The sequence below is a fragment of the Bacteroides salyersiae genome, assembly GCF_031172035.1.
In the GTDB taxonomy this organism is placed as follows: Bacteria; Bacteroidota; Bacteroidia; order Bacteroidales; family Bacteroidaceae; genus Bacteroides; species Bacteroides salyersiae.
Genome location: NZ_CP133452.1, coordinates 446,846 through 465,528 on the forward strand (window position 1 = coordinate 446,846; position 18,683 = coordinate 465,528).

Sequence of the window (18,683 nt, forward strand, 5' to 3'; positions counted from 1 at the left end):
TTGAAAACTTAGTTTCAAACCCGCAATCCACCAGGCGTCGACTTGCGGAAGTAGTCCCAGGCAGAGTTGAACTGCCGACCTCTACATTATCAGTGTAGCGCTCTAACCAACTGAGCTATAGGACTAGTTCAACCTCGCCATGCGGCTCGGCTTCTTCTTTCTCTTGTTTATCTCTATCTATAATATAATATAGACGGTCGATCTATATGCTATAAATAAACAAGTACCAGTAGTACATTCAGAACCGGAAATGGACGCCCTTTACGGCATCGCTCCAGAAAGGAGGTGTTCCAGCCGCACCTTCCGGTACGGCTACCTTGTTACGACTTAGCCCCAGTCACCAGTTTTACCCTAGGACGCTCCTTGCGGTTACGTACTTCAGGTACCCCCGGCTCCCATGGCTTGACGGGCGGTGTGTACAAGGCCCGGGAACGTATTCACCGCGCCGTGGCTGATGCGCGATTACTAGCGAATCCAGCTTCACGAAGTCGGGTTGCAGACTTCGATCCGAACTGAGAGGGGCTTTAGGGATTGGCATCACATCGCTGTGTAGCGGCCTTCTGTACCCCCCATTGTAACACGTGTGTAGCCCCGGACGTAAGGGCCGTGCTGATTTGACGTCATCCCCACCTTCCTCACATCTTACGACGGCAGTCTCTCCAGAGTCCTCAGCATGACCTGTTAGTAACTGAAGATAAGGGTTGCGCTCGTTATGGCACTTAAGCCGACACCTCACGGCACGAGCTGACGACAACCATGCAGCACCTTCACAAATGCCTTGCGGCTATGCCGTTTCCGGCATATTCATTTGCAATTTAAGCCCGGGTAAGGTTCCTCGCGTATCATCGAATTAAACCACATGTTCCTCCGCTTGTGCGGGCCCCCGTCAATTCCTTTGAGTTTCACCGTTGCCGGCGTACTCCCCAGGTGGAATACTTAATGCTTTCGCTTGGCCGCTTACTGTATATCGCAAACAGCGAGTATTCATCGTTTACTGTGTGGACTACCAGGGTATCTAATCCTGTTTGATACCCACACTTTCGAGCATCAGTGTCAGTTGCAGTCCAGTGAGCTGCCTTCGCAATCGGAGTTCTTCGTGATATCTAAGCATTTCACCGCTACACCACGAATTCCGCCCACCTCTACTGTACTCAAGACACGCAGTTTCAACTGCAATTTTACGGTTGAGCCGCAAACTTTCACAACTGACTTACATGTCCACCTACGCTCCCTTTAAACCCAATAAATCCGGATAACGCTCGGATCCTCCGTATTACCGCGGCTGCTGGCACGGAGTTAGCCGATCCTTATTCATATGGTACATACAAAATGCCACACGTGGCACCCTTTATTCCCATATAAAAGAAGTTTACAACCCATAGGGCGGTCATCCTTCACGCTACTTGGCTGGTTCAGGCTCTCGCCCATTGACCAATATTCCTCACTGCTGCCTCCCGTAGGAGTTTGGACCGTGTCTCAGTTCCAATGTGGGGGACCTTCCTCTCAGAACCCCTATCCATCGAAGGTTTGGTGGGCCGTTACCCCGCCAACTGCCTAATGGAACGCATCCCCATCCTCTACCGAAATTCTTTAATAACAAAACCAGGAGGTCATGTTATACCATCGGGTATTAATCTTTCTTTCGAAAGGCTATCCCCGAGTAAAGGGCAGGTTGGATACGTGTTACTCACCCGTGCGCCGGTCGCCAGCGGTGTATTGCTACACCCTGATGCCCCTCGACTTGCATGTGTTAAGCCTGTAGCTAGCGTTCATCCTGAGCCAGGATCAAACTCTTCATTGTAAAAGTATTGTGACTGCACGAATCAATCATTAATGAATCAACAATTAAAACGCGGCAGTATATTGCTCTGTTCAGGATACCGTAAATCTATTGACGTCATTCTAAATACCTATATTAATAAGCATTGACGGTTCTAAATTTTTAATCTGTCATAACTTAATAAGACAGAATCGTACTACTTGTATTGTTTATCAATATTTCAAAGAACTATTTTTTGAATGCTTTTCTTTTCGGAAAGCGGATGCAAAGATAGAAACTTTCAGGCATTACTTCCAAATGTTTTCGGAAGTTTTTTTTTATTTTTCTTTTTTCCGGTCACTTCAGAAGCGAAAGGAAAAAGAAAAAACTGGAAGTTTCCATACTGCCAATCACCCTCACCATGTCAATCATTCAGCCTTGCTTCTCTTGCAAAGCGGGTGCAAAAGTAGGGCATTTTACAATACGAACAAAATATATGATACTTTTTTTTTCAAAAAAAATGAAACGTTTTTTGTAACAGGCTGATTTTGAAATATGTGAAAGAAGAGAAAAAGGAAAGAAAGGGGAAAAAGAAAGAAAGACGGGAAAAGAATGACACCTTATTATATATATAAGCAGAAAGTATTGAAAAAGGGAAAGGGGAAAATAGAAAGAGAAGAAGAAAAAAAAGGGAAAGAAGAGAAAAGGGGAAAAGAAAAGAAGAAAAGAAAAGGCGAGGTTATCAAAAAAACAAGGAAGATATTATTAAGGAAGAAGAAAAAGGAAAATGGATAAAACGCTGATTATTAAAGAAATAGCAAAAGACCGATGCAGGGCAGACAAAAGTATAGAGTTATAAAAGAATAAAGTATAGACTATTACCAGATTAAAGTATAGACTTTGATTGGATAAAAGAGTACACTATTAAAATCAAGGGGAAAGACAGGTAAAAGGGAAGGTTAAAAAAACAAAGACGCTAAGAAGGAAAGAAAGAAAACTGAAAATTAGGTATGGGAAAAAGAGAGAGCTAAAGAGAAAAACATATCAGAAGGAAAGAGGGACGATCCAACAGTACTGTCCGCAATTTAATACCAATAGAAAACTACGGGATTCCGGTTTTATAAGGGACTCTCCATAATATTGTATTTTTCATTGAAAAATGAAGTAATAACAGCAACACAAATTACAGACACCAATATAAAGTATCTTATGCTTCTTTAATTCCCTTAATGAACCAGTAAACATAAAAATCGTAGAAGATAATAAAGCTCGACTTATGCTAAAAAACTTGCAAATCATCTTTATCTTTCTCTATATCAGTAATTCGGGTTATATAATCTGTAATTTATATACCGGTATGATGGATAATACTCCGTAATTTTGCATCATCACAATAAAACCAAATCGAGAATGACGATCCAAAGCATAATTATAGTAGCGACAATATCTATATCGTTGCTCCATACAAGAATTTCATTAAATGCACAGAACATGAACAAAGAGAAAACACCTCAAAATTCGAGATATTTAAACTAAATAATATACCGTATGAGAAGAATTGTATTGATTATGACGGCAATCATCATGTTATGTATTACCGTAAATGCACAAGAACAAAGTAACAAAACTTTGGTTGTTTATTTCTCGGCAACGGGAACGACGGAAAAAGCAGGCAAACTGATTGCCGAAGCCACAAGCGGAACGCTCTACGAAATACAGCCTGTGAAAGAGTATGTTGCTGCCGACCTGAACTGGCACAACAAATCCTCACGCAGCAGTGTAGAGATGGCAGATATAAAATCGCGTCCTGCTTTAAGTTCTAAACCGAAGAATTTAGCAGATTACAATACTGTTTATATCGGTTTTCCCATTTGGTGGGATCTGGCTCCGAGAATCATTAACACTTTTATAGAAAGTTGTGATCTTACAGGTAAAACAATTATTCCGTTCGCCACATCGGGCGGTAGTAGTATCTCCAACGCCGAAAAAGAGTTGCAGAAAACTTATCCCACCATAAAATGGCAGAAAGGTAAACTACTGAATAACGCAAGCTTGGAAGATGTCAAACAATGGATAAAAAATAAATCATTATGAGAAAGAATTTCGGGGCAAAGCCCTTTACCTATCCGCAGCCGGTATTTATCATCGCTGCTTACGATGAAAACCATATCCCCAATGCGATGAATGCAGCTTGGGGTGGTATCAGCGAAATGAATGAAATCAGTATTTGTGTCAGCAAAGGACACAAGACAACTGCAAATATCCTAAAACGCAAAGCGTTTACAGTAAGTATGGCAGAAGCCGGACAAGTCGTAGCCTGCGATTATGTAGGCATTGTTTCCGGCAATAAAGTAGCAGATAAATTTGCACGTGCCGGTTTCCACGCTACCCGTTCGGAGTTTGTGGATGCTCCGTTAATTGACGAATTATCCGTAGCAATGGAATGCAGACTGAAAGACTACAATCCCGAAACCAGTATTCTGCGCGGCGAGATAGTAAATGTGAGCGTAGATGAACGTGTACTCGGCGAAAACGGCAAAGTAGATGCTTCCAAAGTAGTTCCCATCATTTTCGATCCGTTCAACAATGACTATCTGAAAGTAGGCGAAAAAGTAGGTAACGCTTTTTCAGATGGCAAAATACTAAAATAAGATGAATAACCGATTAAAAAACGTATGCACAATAACGGCAATGTGCCTTTGCATCGCAGGGCATCTGTTTGCAACAGACAATCATACCAACAACAATAAGATCATGGAAGAGAAATTAAACCTGACTCAAGAATGGGACAAGACGTTCCCTCAGAGCGATAAAGTGAACCATACCAAAATAACTTTCCATAACCGATACGGCATTACACTGGCTGCCGACCTTTATATTCCTAAAAATACTACGGAGAAATTACCTGCCATTGCCATTAGCGGCCCTTTTGGCGCAGTAAAGGAACAGGCTTCAGGCTTGTACGCACAAACACTGGCAGAACGCGGATTCCTAACAATTGCTTTCGATCCGTCATACACAGGAGAAAGCAGTGGAGAACCCCGTTATGTAGCTTCTCCGGATATCAATACAGAGGATTTCTGTGCAGCAGTCGATTACCTTTCTACCCGTAATGACGTGGATACAGAACGTATCGGCATCCTTGGCATCTGTGGTTGGGGCGGTATAGCACTCAATGCAGCCGCCATCGACACCCGTATCAAAGCAACGGCAACAGTAACGATGTACGACATGGGACGTGTAAATGCCAAGGGCTATTTTGACACAGTGGATGCCAACGCCCGTTATGAACTCCGCAAGCAGCTCAATGCCCAACGCACAGAGGACTATCGTAGCGGTACATATGCCCTGGCAGGTGGCGTTGTAGATCCATTGCCTGATGATGCGCCCCAATTCATAAAAGATTACCATGCCTATTACAAAACATCACGTGGTTTCCACAAACGTTCACTCAACTCAAACAATGGCTGGAACAAAACATCCTCACTTTCATTCATCAATATGCCTCTACTATCATATAGTGATGAAATTCGCAGTGCGGTATTGATGCTTCACGGCGAAAAGGCCCATTCGCGTTATTTCAGCGAAGATGCTTTCAAAAAATTGAAAGGGAGTAACAAAGAACTACAGATCATTCCCGATGCGAGTCATGTAGATCTGTATGATAATCTGGAAGTGATCCCATTCGACAAGATAGAACAATTCTTCCGCGAGTATCTTAAATAAGCAAGAGCACAAATGTTAATATTTCAGACAAAAGAAAATAATAAAGAAAGAAATAAAAGTACAATTTAAACATTAAAAATAAGAGACATTTTCAATATTAGACAAACCTCTATATATCAATACATTAAATAATTCATTATTTTCCTCTACGAGGAACGGGCCGTTCTTCGTAGAGAAACAGTCCGCCCCTCGTAGAGAAACGACGCTTTTCTCGGTGAGGGACCAACTGAATATTTATAAAATACGACAAGCATTATAAAACTAAAAATAAAAACACGCACATTCCGTAAAGAAAAAAAGAAGCAAAATAAAAAGTTCACACTTTAGTTTAATTATGTCTATAAGAAAAACATTTCTTAGACATTTCCCAAGACATGTTATTGAAGTTGTTTGATATATAAAAATACATTTCTTTGTACGTAAAAAATATATATTTCGACAAGCAGAAGATTATATCCCAAGAGAACTATCAACAATGTTCAAAAACAGAGACGTGATATCCGGGACACCCTATCACAAGAAAACAAATTAAGAAATGCAAAAAGCGTTGTATCAAAAGATTAAGTAGAAAAAATCTCCCTTCCAGTATTTCTTCAAATACTAAAAGGAAGATTCTACAAAGAAAAGAGGTGTAACTGAGGAAGACTAATCCGTTATGACAGTCTTCTTCCCCTCCCAAAAGGGGATAGTATTACTGCCCCGGTATATACTATTCAAATTCCAAAGGAGGAGGAGAAACCTCGTTGACAACATATACATCTCCCTTTATCTGCTCACCAAAGGGAGCTATTCCCAAATATCAGATTTATTATAAAGAGATACGTTCATCTTTTCCAATGATATTGGTTTCAGAACCAGCGACTCCATTAACAGTACCAGAATTTGTGTTACTATCCATCGATAGTATTCCATCTGTCTTCTTTACCAATCCACATACTCCACCTGCTATATCCGTCGAATTTACCTGTCCTTCATGTCTACAACGAGATAAAGAGAAAGTCAGATTATAAATATCCGCTACTCCCACAATACCACCGGCAATATTCGTAGAAGACACTTCTCCCATATTCACACAGGATTCAAGAGTGGCATTTCCCATTCCGACCTCAGAACAAATACCTCCGGCGGCCCATTCATCAGAAGTTACTTTCGCATAATTTATGCAACCGACTATGTCTCCACCTTCTTCGTGCCGCGAACAGATACCGGCTGCCCTATAGCCGCCTTTTATTACCCCATTGTTTTGACAATCAACAATGCGGCCGCGAATTTGATTCAACGACTTCACACAGCCATATGCAATTCCTGACGTAGAATTATCCACATATTCTTCTGCTATAACCTCTGTACCAACAGCCACAATATTTCCATAATTGATACATTTCTCTACCATGCCTCCATACATCATACCTACTATCCCGGCTCCCGAACAAGCCTTCACATAAGCATAATTTTTGCAGTTGGAAATAGAAGCATTGTCCCACAAAGCTCCACAAAACATGCCAAAAGTAATTACTGATTCAGCTATATTTATCGGACTATCATCCGGAGTCATTTTAAGTTCACATCCTTCTCCCATCGTCAGATTACGTATAACCCCATAATTTTGATTGATAAAACCAAGTACTATCCATCCGGTACTGGCTGCCGGTTTTTCCTGCAATTCCGAATAATAGATTTTCAAATTTGATATGGTATGCCCATTTCCTTCCAAAACATAGTCAAATCTATTGATCGGCTGCCAACTCACCTTACCCGCCATATCTATATCCGCATTAATATTCACAACACCTGATGCATCTTTCCAATTTGATAAATCAGCTCCCGCATTACACGCATCCCGAAAAGCCATCAAATCTTCTGCAGAATTAATGCCCTGCCCCACATTTCCTCCGGGAATCGTATACGAAAATACATCACCATAACCCGTTCCTTGGGAACCGGTAGCATAAGCACGGATATAATAGGTATTTCCGGGAACCAATCCACTGACAGTTTCGTATATCACCGTATCCGGTATATTGGAAATGACACGCATATCGGTAACCTCCGGCAATTCTTTAGTCGAACTATAACAAAATCCTTTCTCAGTCACAGTAGAAGCATTACCCAAAATACGGGCTAACATAGTGATAGAGGTAGAGGTCGAATCACTGGGAGTACAAGAAGATACAACCGGAAGATCTGTAGCATTAGTTGTCAGATACGTAGTGGTTCCATACCCCAGGCCATTACTATTGACTGCAAATGCACGAACTGCATACTTACGACCGGGCTTCAAATCGTTCACACGCCATTGATATTCGGCAGAAAGATCCAGATTCTTCGATTCATCGATTACCTCGGGATCATCGGAATCACCACTCACTTCCTTCCAACAGAAACCCTTCATGACAATATTACTGCCACCCTCGTCAAGGATAGAAGTATTCACCACAAAGCTTTTCTCATCCACATCTTTGATCTGTAAAGTACTGAAAACGGGAACTTCACTGGCAACCGTAACAAAACTCTTCACCTCACCACGGGCAATGCTATATCCACTGCTGGCATAAGCACAATAATAATAAGTCTTACCAGCCTCCAAATCGACTAACTGGGCACTGAATTTACCATTATTGTCATTATCGGCTGTCTTTGTCTCATATTCCGCCATACTCTGAAGAGTGGAATAAAGAATACCGTATTCTTTCACAACTACCCCCTCGGGTTTTACCATTTCACCAAACAGCGTAGCACCTGTACGGAAGATACCGTCAACCTTACCCGTTGTTAATTTAGGAGCAAAATTTACAGGCTCCGTATCCTTTTCACAGCCCGACATCACAAAAAACAGGCTACATAATATAAGAAGATATCCGATTCTTTTCATTTTCATTGCAAATAATTAAAACATTATACCAATACCTACAGCAACCTCATGGTGCTTAAAATTAACGGTATGAAAACCGACCGAAAGGGCAAACTTCCCTAAACGACCGATGACACCCAGCTCGGCAGCAACACCGGATGCAGAATGATCCGTATTCTTCACCAATTCACCCTCGACCGTTTCCCATGCCAGTGTACGGCTACCATAGCCACCACCGGCATACACATAAACAGGCTTCCAAAGCTGACGCAAATAACCGGCCGTCACAGACAAGCGGGATTTCTGGCTGAATCCTTCTTTATAATAAGGAGTACCTTCACCACCGGAAGTCAGAGCACCACTGTCGTCGCATTCAAGATCGGCAGAAGCAGAACCGAAATCACTCCGGAATTTCACATAGGCACCGTTCTTACGGACAAAACCGATCATACCACCATAAGAAACTTGAGAAGAATGATAACCAACCTCAGCCATAACCAGCATACGACGTGGCTCTTTGGGCTTGATGGTGGAAATCATGGTAAAAGTCTGGCTATTCGTCTCACCGGAAGAGATGCTGACCAAGGTATCAATGGGAAAGAAAAGATCCTTTTCAATGCGTATACGGTAATCACGGATAGGCATACGGTCACTCTTGTAAGGGGTCTGTCCCGCCAACATGCCGTCAATATAGACATTGGCATCCTGTTCGGGCAAAGAGAAGACTTCCAGATAGCCGAACTTAGGTTTCAAGGTAACGCTCATAATCTTTTGTTCACTGCCAAGATCGATTACACCGGCTTCGGGAGCATACATAGGAGATTCAACACGATAAGTGTGGCTACCCTTCTTCATCGTGGCAGTAAAAAGGCCTTTCTCGGTAGGAACTTTTTCATCATCGATATAAACGGTAGCATCAGCAGGCTCGGGACGCATCACCAACAGTTGCGTATTCGTATCCACAGGAGCTTGGGAAGTACCGTCATTCACACGGACCTCCATCTCATAAACAGTGCTTTTATCGATTATATCAGGGTAGAAGTAGTTGCGCAAAACACCATATTGATCATGCATAATAGAAATGCGACGGGCACCACGGGGAACATAAAGCCAGATCTCGCCGGGTTTATTCTCACGGGCAGTGATACCTAAGGCGTCAGGTTCGAACATCAAATCTTTAACTGTGGTAACGATACGGATCAAAGCACAGAGCTCGCCATTCTGGTCACGTTTGGGAGCGGTGACACGAGCGGTGATGTCAGTCTCCATACGTTGAAAAGAAACAACTTCTATTTTGCCTTGGGCAAAAATCTGATGTTGGGAAAAGAAACTGAACAAAAGAAAGAAAGGCAAAAAAATGCCATACCTTATACTGTTTGTCATTGTATGTAATTGTTTATTCCGTCTGCCCCCATCAACGGCGGTTAAATAGATAAAAAAAGCATGAGGGCTGTTAAGCCTATTCTTCAACTATGAATAACAGCTTTACGCTTCTTTGTTTTTTTTAAGATATAAAAACCACCGCAAATATATTATTATTTTAACCATCTACACACTAAATAGAAAGAAAAAATAGAAGATCATATATTGTTTTATTTTTACATACCGGAAAACCGTTACAACATACAACGCCATTAATGTCACTCAAATACATTTGTGGATAAAATATCACAATTTATCTATCCATAAAAACATGCATTTCACAACCAATTCACGTAAGAGATACTGAATTGAAACAAAAAAACAACTCCCCGTTACGTAATCTCTTCCTATCACGAGTTCTTTAAGTAAAACCATCTATATCAGTTTCTTTTATGATAAGAAAACTACCATCCAATACAATGAAAGACCAAGTTCCCTCATCCACCCGGAAACGATGGGACGACGACTCATAGAAAACTAAGTCCAATAATATAGATAGGATGAAGCATTTTATGAAATACTAAAAAACACCCCTGCTATGACAAATGAAAACAATGTCAATGAATCAATTCCGATCAATCAATTATAATTAAATCTTATAACATGTACAACAGCTATCATTTAAATCAATCAATTATGAGAAACACTTTCATAGTGCTCACGCTGGTTATCAGTGTACTGCTTCCCGGTAAGGCACTTGCTACAGGTATTGATTTTCAAGTAAAGAATGTGACTGTACGCGAAGCTGTATTGAAACTGCAACAGCAATATGGATTTTCCGTAACAGTAGAATCGAATGAGGTGGATATGAATCGTAAAGTTTCAGTCTCAGCTAAAAATGAATCCATAAGTACAATACTCAGCCATATATTTACGGGGCAAAATGTCACCTATACGGTAACCAACAAAAGTATTGTCATCCAAAGTCGGAAACAACCTACCGGGAATACACCTGCGACACAAAGGCCACGCCTGATTACCGGGAGAGTGATAAACGGTGCAGATAAAGAACCACTGATCGGTGTTACCGTCCAAAATCCCGAATCGGGCAAAGGCGTAATCACCAATGTAAACGGTGATTATTCCATTGAAGCGATTCCGGGACAAACACTCAAATTTTCTTATGTAGGTTTTTCCGATATTTCGATAAAAGTAGGTAGCTCGACCGTTTTGAATATTACCATGACTGAAAATTCGACTATACTCAATGAAGTAGTAGTAGTCGGATTCGGCAGCCAGAAAAAGGTAAACCTGACAGGAGCTGTCGGAGTTATCGGAAATGAAGAGATCAACGGGCGTCCTGTCTCTTCGGCTGCACAAGCCCTGCAAGGCCTGGATCCATCACTAAACATCGGTATTAATACCGGTAGGGCCGATTCGGGTTATGAAATAGATATTCGCGGTGCCGCATCCTTAAACGGAGGAACCCCGCTCATTCTTGTCGACGGTGTAGAAATGGAACTAAACAGACTCAACCCTAACGATATAGAATCGGTTTCCATATTAAAAGATGCTGCAGCAGCTTCGGTATACGGTGCAAAGGCCTCAGCCGGCGTAGTATTGGTTACTACTAAAACCGGCAGTGATTCGAACGTAAAGGTTACTTATAACGGCCGTTTCGGTTTATTAAAAAACACCACGAGTACCGACTACATAACCAGTGGTTACGACTGGGCCAAAGTAGTCGACCGCTTTTTCTATTATTCGAATAAAGGGATAAACTACCTTAAATATGATGAGGACGACTGGAACGAACTCGAGATGCGTCGCGGCGATAAGACGGAAAATCCCGCCCGCCCATGGGTAGTAACCGAAGAAGACGGAACATACAAGTATTACGGAAATTTCGATTGGTACGATTACATTTACAAACGTACCCGCATGCAACATGAGCATAATGTATCGATAAGAGGGGGAAATGACAGGGTGAAATACTACGTCAGCGGCCGCTATTACAATACCCAAGGGGTTATGAACCAGCAGAATGACCCTTATGACAATTACAGCATTCGCGGAAAACTGGATATCAACATTACAAAATGGGCCCGCTTTAGTACCAACCTGAACTATTTTTATGGTAAAATGTGGTGGCCGGGAATGAAAAACCAGCAAACGACATTTCGTAACGTAACCATGGGAGGTTCTCCGTTATTTGTCCCCAGAAATCCTGATGGAACTATCGTACACAGCACTGAAATAGTAAATCAAGGAGCCGGTGTACTCGGTGACATGAATCTGATGCTTACTTATGGAAAAACGTCCAACGAAGAGGTAGTAAATGAAGCGACGATTAAAAACAACCTTGAATTAGATATCGTTAAAGGGCTAACCCTACATTTAAGTCATGCCTATCGTTTTTCTCATGAATTCGGACAGTATCGCTATAATAATGCACCATATTCTTCACATGAAGGCGTGATTTCATGGGAAACCACCAGCAAGTTCCGTAACGACCTTCAAGAAACTAACCAGTCACTCTATAAACAGACATTTGAAGCATTTGCCGATTATTCACACACTTGGAATAAAGTACATAACTTCAAGATTGTAGGTGGTATGCAATATGACACCCGTTACTACCGCAAGAATGCAATATCGGTTGATGGAAATCTTTCGGAAGACCTGAATGACTTCAACTTATCAGCCGGATCGACTTATGCCGTCAGTGGCGGACAATCGAAATATAAGACACTCGGTGTCTTCGGACGTATCAATTATGACTACGATGGCAAATACCTGTTCGAAGCCTCCGGCCGTGCCGACGGATCGTCGCGCTTCTGGAGTCACAACCGTTGGGGATACTTCCCTTCAGGTTCTGTAGGATGGCGTATCAGTCAGGAAAATTTCTGGGAACCTATGCGACAATGGTGGAACAATGCCAAAATACGTTTTTCTATCGGCAGCCTTGGCAACCAACAGGTATCTGACTATCTGTTTGTTCAAAAGATCAATACCAATCTCACCAATGGAGATTTTACATTCAACGGTACGGATAAACTGACATACGCTCGTGAAGACGCCCCTGTAGCCAATGATTTAACATGGGAAAAAGTAACGACGTATGACTGGGGAGTCGACCTTGCTTTCCTAAACAACAGGCTGACATTCAGCGGCGATTATTACGTACGCAACACTACCGACATGATGATGCCGGGTGCATCGCTCCCCGGAGTTTACGGTGCAAGCGAACCGCGCACCAATGCTGCCGATATGCGCACCAAAGGTTGGGAACTCAGTTTCGTCTGGCGTGACAGAACGACCCTGCTTAACCGGCCATTCTCTTACTCATTACGTGCCGGCCTTGGCGATTACCAGACCAAAGTCACCCGGTTCGACAATGATACCCGACTAATTTCGGAACACTATGTAGGCGAAAAACTCGGAGATATCTGGGGATACAAAATCGATGGTCTTTTCCGTACGGATGAAGAAGCGGCAGAATATACCCAAAAAGTGGACTGTTCCTACTTTACCAAACGCATCGATGCTACTGCCACCCGTAAGGGACTTCATGCAGGTGATCCAAAATTCTTGGATCTCAACGGCGACAATAAAATTTCCATCGGGAAAAACACTGTCGAAGATCCGGGAGACCGGGTAATCATCGGTAATTCACTTCCAAGATACTCTTATACATTCGGTGGTGATTTTTCGTGGAACGGTATTGATTTTTCTATCCTGTTTCAAGGTGTAGGCAAACGCAACTGGTATCCCAGCTCCGGCCAGGCCAATCTTTTCTGGGGTCCCTATTGTCGTCCGCACAATACATTCTTAAGCCAGCAATTGGTAGATCAGGTATGGAGTGAAGATAATCTGGATGCATACTTTCCATTCCCTCGCGGTTATGAAGCATACTCCGATAATACCAATTCCCACTATACTCTGACATCGCCTAATGACCGGTATATTCAGAACGTGGCCTATCTGCGGCTTAAGAATCTGACAGTAGGTTATACCCTTCCGGTATTAAAAAAATATCTTCAGCAGATACGCATTTATTTTACCGGAGAGAATCTTGCTTACTGGTCGCCGATGAAAAAATACTGTAAATACATCGACCCCGAAGCGGCAGTTTCATCTTCATCTTACATTGAGAACTCCGGTGAAGTATACAATTTCAGCAAGGTATTCTCATTTGGCATCGATATTACATTCTAAAAAAACAAACCAGCTATGCGTACTATAAAACATATATTCATATCCGCCGCCTTATTAACAGGCTTTGCATCGTGTGACCTTAATGAGTTTCCTAAGGATTCCATCAGTCCCGACACTTTTTTTCATACAGAGTCAGAGTTGGAACTTTATACCAACCAGTTTTACCTCATGGAACCCACCGCAGTCAATCTGTATGACGAACCGTCTAACCTAATTGTCGACGGTCTGTCTCAAAGCGATGTCGTAGTAGGGCTGACACGCACTGTTCCTTCCTCCGGTGGAGGATGGTCATGGTCTTATCTGAGATATATCAATTATTATCTTCAGAACTCCCACCGTTGCGAAGATGCAACCGCCCGCAAACGTTACGATGGTGTTGCTTATTTCTGGCGCGCTTACTTTTACTTTGAAAAGCTGAAACGCTTTGGCGAAGTGCCATGGTATGACCAAGTATTGGCATCAGACCAAGATGAACTTCTGGCCAAGCCGCGCGACAGTCGCGACGTCATCATAAATCATATTATAGAAGACTGTGATAAGGCGGCAGAAAATCTTCCGGCATCATCCTCTATTTACAAAGTTTCGCGTTATGCAGCCCTTGCGTTAAAATCGCGTGCGTGTCTTTTTGAAGGTACTTTCCGTAAATACCATGCCGGCCACACATTTAATAAAAACAACTTACCTTATGAAGCTATCTTGCAGGAATGCGTCAATGCGTCACTTGATATTATGAATGATAAAAAGTATTCTATCTACTCGACAGGGAAAAATCCCTATTATTCGCTCTTTACTTCAGAGAACGCCATTGCACAGGAAGTGATCCTTGCACGTTGTTATGGGGGTAATTTCGCACATGCAGTCGACGCCTATGCACTGATGCCGTCCAAAGGTATGGCCGGTTATACCAAAGCGCTCGTTTTCTCTTATTTAATGCAAGACGGCAGCCGCTTCACCGATAGAGAGGGATGGGCAACGATGCCATTTACTGAAGAGACAAAAGAGCGCGATCCCCGCCTTGCACAGACAGTACTGACACAAAATGCCCAATACGTCGATGGTACAGAAGGAACTTTCAATTTTGCCAATACCGTGACAGGATATCCGATGCTGAAGTATATTTCGGGACCCAATTATATCAATGCCTCTACAATAGATGTGCCTATTTACCGTATGGCCGAAGTATATCTCAATTACGCCGAAGCCAAAGCCGAATTAGGGACATTGACACAAGACGATCTCGATCACTCTGTCAATTTAATCCGAGACCGCGTAGGGATGCCTCATCTGAATAAATCGGCTGCAAATGCTGATCCCGACCCGTTCCTTACATCTGAACTTTATGGATATAAGAATGTAGACAGTAGCCCCAATAAAGGAGTTATTCTTGAGATCCGCCGGGAACGTTCGATAGAGATGGTAAGTGAAGGTATCCGTTTTTCCGATCTATGCCGATGGCGTGAAGGTCAGCTTCTGGCCCAGCCATTTTATGGTCCTTATGTACCCGGTGAAGGCCGTTATGACATGGATGGTAATGGAAAAATCGACTTTGTGGTTTATCTGGACCGCCGTATTCCTGCTCCGGGAGTAACTCCATTGAAAATAAATCAGGATATATTCCTTTCAGAAGGAGAGACCGGCTATATCCTGGCTCACGGACAATTGATGAGGGCTTTCAATAAGGACCGCGATTATCTCTATCCTATTCCAAGCAATGAACGCACACTTACCAAAGGCATGATTACACAGAACACCGGCTGGGACGATGGACTTGATTTTTAATCGTTACTCACAAATAAGCTATTACTAAGTTTTAAATTACAAATAAACAGTATGTTAAAAAGAAAATCAATCTATGCATGGATATCTGTCTTGATGGTTTCCATAAGCGGTTTTTGCATGGATACCATGAATGGAGATGAAGTACGCACTCCGCAGAAGTTGCGTATAGGAACAACCATAAGCGTTTTCGGCGGTTTAGAGGGACTGACCTATGAAAATCTGAAAGAAGCGCGGTCTGCAGGTATCTCCGACATAGAGATTTCTCTCACCGGCTTGGTCAATGGAGATCATCCTATTCCAAATGCCGAATTAAAAGAGAAGTTCCGCCGGGTAAAACACGATGCCGACAGTGCCGGAATCAACATCTGGTCGATACATATGCCTTATGGGGCCGACTGTGACCCGTCGCACGTTGACGAAACGATCCGTTCGCATTCGGAAAATGCCTACCGTGGCTATATTGATGTTGTCGGTGTATTGGAGCCGGAAGTTATACTGTTTCATCCAAGCTGGCGGTTGGGCCTCAACGAACGCAAGCAACGCATGAGCCAGTTGATAAAAACCATCACCTCCCTGAATAAAGATGTAAAGGAGACAGGAGCCATTATCGTACTGGAAAATCTTCTCGGGTATAAGTTGCTTCGCAGCCCCGGAGTAGAACGCCCACTGGGCCGTACGGTCGAGGAGATGGTTGAAATCATGGATTTAATGCCGGCCGATGTTTATGCTGCCATCGACATGAATCACATTAAAAATCCCGAACGGCTGATCGCCGCACTCGGTTCTCGCATAAAGAGTGTCCATATTGCCGACGGAGACGGAGAGAAAGAGTGCCATCAGCTCCCGGGACGTGGCAAAAACAACTGGACCCTTATTCTTCAGGCGCTTGACCGTGCCGGCTATACCGGCCCGTTCCTCTACGAAATAAGGGCAAAGGAGGTCAATGGGTTTACGGATCTCGTTGCCACCTATCACCGGATTTATGAAGACTACATAAAGTCTTTACAACCTTAAAAAGCTACCTTGGGGACTCCCTCAAAAGTATAAGAGCCTGTTTAAACTTTCCTCTTAAAATAATACTGAGCAAAATTTAAACAGGCACTAAAAGTTCCAAGTGATTTTATCAATACATTATTAACAAATCTATGAGAATTATGAAACTAAAACATTTCTTACTCTACGCAATGGGAATTTTGATTCCTACAACCGTTTTTTCGGCCGAATACTATGTCGTACCGGGTTTACGCTCCACAGGTAACGACGGTTCATCTTGGGAAAAAGCGATTACCATGTACGACGTTTTCGAGAATGATGCCTCTGCTGCAAAAAACGACGAGGTATCCAAATATAAAACCGGAGACGTATTCTTTCTTGCAGGCGGTACCTATTACAATGCTACCAGTCCCAGTGCCGACGCCGGGCGTATTTACCGTGGTTATGTTTTTGTAGGAGGATGCGATCAGAGCAAAGGCGCGGTTACCGAATGGCCTGCCTATCCATCGGCCACACCCACGATATTCTCCGGCGACCTCGATGAAAACGGGGGGCCGAGCGCAGGCGACCTCCGCAACTTAATCCATGTGCGCCAGGCAAGGAACGATGATGCCGAGAACTTGGCCCATATCTGCCGGCTGATAGGTATCGATTTCACCTGTTCATACTCTCCCGAAGGTTCGACTAATGCAAGCGGAGCCGTTTATTGCACACAGGGGGCCATCGAGCTCCAGTATTGCAATATATATAATAATGTAAGCAAAGGCGAAGGTGCAGGAGACGGAATCGGCGCCGGTATCCACATCTATGGCGGACTTTATCATATAAAAGACTGCAATGTATACAACAACAAAGCGCACAAGACCGGAGCCGGATTCCGCTGTACCACCCGTAGTTCGAAGAAAGCGAATGGCGTAATCGAACGTTGCTACTTCGGTAATAATGAAGTAGAATCCCGTTATGGTGGTGCCATCGCCCAGTCTTCGGGAGAGAATATGTGGATCATAAATTCTACCATCGTCGACAACAAGGCTTTTTATGAAGGTGCAGGAGTTTGTGCCAATGGCAGTTCTTTTGATGACGATGTACGCGCGGTACATATTATTAACTGTACCATTGCCGGTAATGCCTGTTCTGCCGACCCTTCGGAGCTATATGCCGAAGATACGGAAACCGGTACTGTCACTAACCCCGGTTCATGGTTGGGGTCGCAAATACGCATTGCCTGTGATCCGGCGGTGAATATCTGCAATTCGATCATCGTGGGACGCGATGATGACGGTGCGGTAGCCAAAGCTGCCATCGTTCTTACCGGTACGGAGAAAACACCTTCCAGCGCTTATCTAAATTCTTATGGCGGCAGCATACTGGGCACATTCGGCTCGGTCATGGAATCTCCTACTATTGCTATCAACTGGAACAATGATCATATGGATGGCAACAACCCGAATACTTATTCAAAAATATTCGGTACAACAGCAGCCGGAGAGAATGGTGGATTTACCAAGACATTGAAACCTGTGGATAATGGAATTCTCGATCAGCTCGGAGTTTATGCCCTTTATGGCTTCGAACTCGGAGAGTACATCAAAACGCTAAAAGATGAAGGCAGATATCTACCGTTCGAGATTGATGTTACAGTAGACCAAACCGGTTCGAAACGTAGTCAGGAAGAGGTTAACGGTGAAACTGCTCCGGGAGCTTATGACTTCTTAACCAATCATGGGACCGGTATTGCCAATACGGCCTCCCCGGGGAGTTCTCTCAAATTACAAGCTTCGGGTAATGGTATCTACAAGGTGGTAGGACTCACCGATAATGCTACCATACATATTTATAATTTACAAGGTATGCGCATCCAATCTATTACACAAAGCGATACGATTGATTTGCGTAAACTTGCAAAGGGTATTTACATGGCTAACGTGAACGGACAAACGTTCAAAGTTACCAGATAATATTGTCACTCATTTATTAAACAGGTCCGTCTGCCTC

General features: G+C 43.0%; 10 protein-coding genes, 1 tRNA gene and 1 rRNA gene. 8 read left to right on the plus strand and 4 right to left on the minus strand.

The window, feature by feature from the left end; genetic code table 11:
• Positions 1-51: 51 nt before the first annotated feature.
• A tRNA-Ile gene (locus tag RB604_RS01735) sits at positions 52-125 on the minus strand.
• Positions 126-278: 153 nt separating this feature from the next.
• Positions 279-1,801 (minus strand): 16S ribosomal RNA (locus RB604_RS01740).
• 570 nt (positions 1,802-2,371) lie between these two features.
• Here RB604_RS01740 and RB604_RS01745 point away from each other — a divergent pair.
• From RB604_RS01745 to RB604_RS01760, 4 genes are all read left to right on the plus strand, one after another.
• Positions 2,372-2,554, plus strand: coding sequence for a hypothetical protein (locus tag RB604_RS01745; protein WP_055295734.1), 183 nt, complete (start codon positions 2,372-2,374; stop codon positions 2,552-2,554).
• Positions 2,555-3,307: 753 nt separating this feature from the next.
• Positions 3,308-3,853 carry a flavodoxin gene (locus RB604_RS01750; protein WP_005929170.1) on the plus strand — a complete coding sequence of 182 codons (546 nt, stop codon included), beginning with the start codon at positions 3,308-3,310 and terminating at the stop codon, positions 3,851-3,853.
• Positions 3,850-4,410 carry a flavin reductase family protein gene (locus tag RB604_RS01755; RefSeq protein WP_005929168.1) on the plus strand — a complete coding sequence of 187 codons (561 nt, stop codon included), beginning with the start codon at positions 3,850-3,852 and terminating at the stop codon, positions 4,408-4,410. The genes RB604_RS01750 and RB604_RS01755 overlap by 4 nt, the downstream gene beginning before the upstream one ends.
• Before the next feature lies 1 nt (position 4,411).
• The gene (locus RB604_RS01760; protein WP_172680711.1) at positions 4,412-5,485 is read left to right on the plus strand and encodes an alpha/beta hydrolase; all 1,074 of its coding nucleotides are present in this window, start codon (positions 4,412-4,414) and stop codon (positions 5,483-5,485) included.
• 808 nt (positions 5,486-6,293) lie between these two features.
• Here RB604_RS01760 and RB604_RS01765 read toward each other — a convergent pair.
• Both RB604_RS01765 and RB604_RS01770 read right to left on the minus strand, forming a co-directional pair.
• Positions 6,294-8,357, minus strand: a complete 2,064-nt coding sequence (locus RB604_RS01765) for a fibronectin type III domain-containing protein (RefSeq protein WP_005929162.1) — start codon at positions 8,355-8,357, stop codon at positions 6,294-6,296.
• A 15-nt stretch (positions 8,358-8,372) separates the two neighbouring features.
• Positions 8,373-9,719, minus strand: a complete 1,347-nt coding sequence (locus RB604_RS01770) for a PEGA domain-containing protein (protein ID WP_005929160.1) — start codon at positions 9,717-9,719, stop codon at positions 8,373-8,375.
• A gap of 675 nt (positions 9,720-10,394) precedes the next feature.
• Here RB604_RS01770 and RB604_RS01775 point away from each other — a divergent pair.
• The 4 genes from RB604_RS01775 (at position 10,395) to RB604_RS01790 (ending at position 18,646) form a co-directional block, all read left to right on the plus strand.
• Positions 10,395-13,916, plus strand: a complete 3,522-nt coding sequence (locus RB604_RS01775; RefSeq protein WP_007480149.1) for a TonB-dependent receptor — start codon at positions 10,395-10,397, stop codon at positions 13,914-13,916.
• Positions 13,917-13,931: 15 nt separating this feature from the next.
• A complete protein-coding gene (locus RB604_RS01780) occupies positions 13,932-15,695 on the plus strand; it encodes a RagB/SusD family nutrient uptake outer membrane protein (protein WP_007480147.1) in 1,764 nt (587 codons plus the stop codon).
• Between the two features lie 51 nt (positions 15,696-15,746).
• Entirely contained in the window at positions 15,747-16,709 is a 963-nt protein-coding gene (locus tag RB604_RS01785) for a sugar phosphate isomerase/epimerase family protein (RefSeq protein WP_007480145.1), read from the plus strand.
• Between the two features lie 140 nt (positions 16,710-16,849).
• On the plus strand, positions 16,850-18,646 hold the full coding sequence (locus tag RB604_RS01790; protein ID WP_055295731.1) for a T9SS type A sorting domain-containing protein: 1,797 nt from the start codon (positions 16,850-16,852) through the stop codon (positions 18,644-18,646).
• The last annotated feature ends 37 nt before the right edge of the window (positions 18,647-18,683 follow it).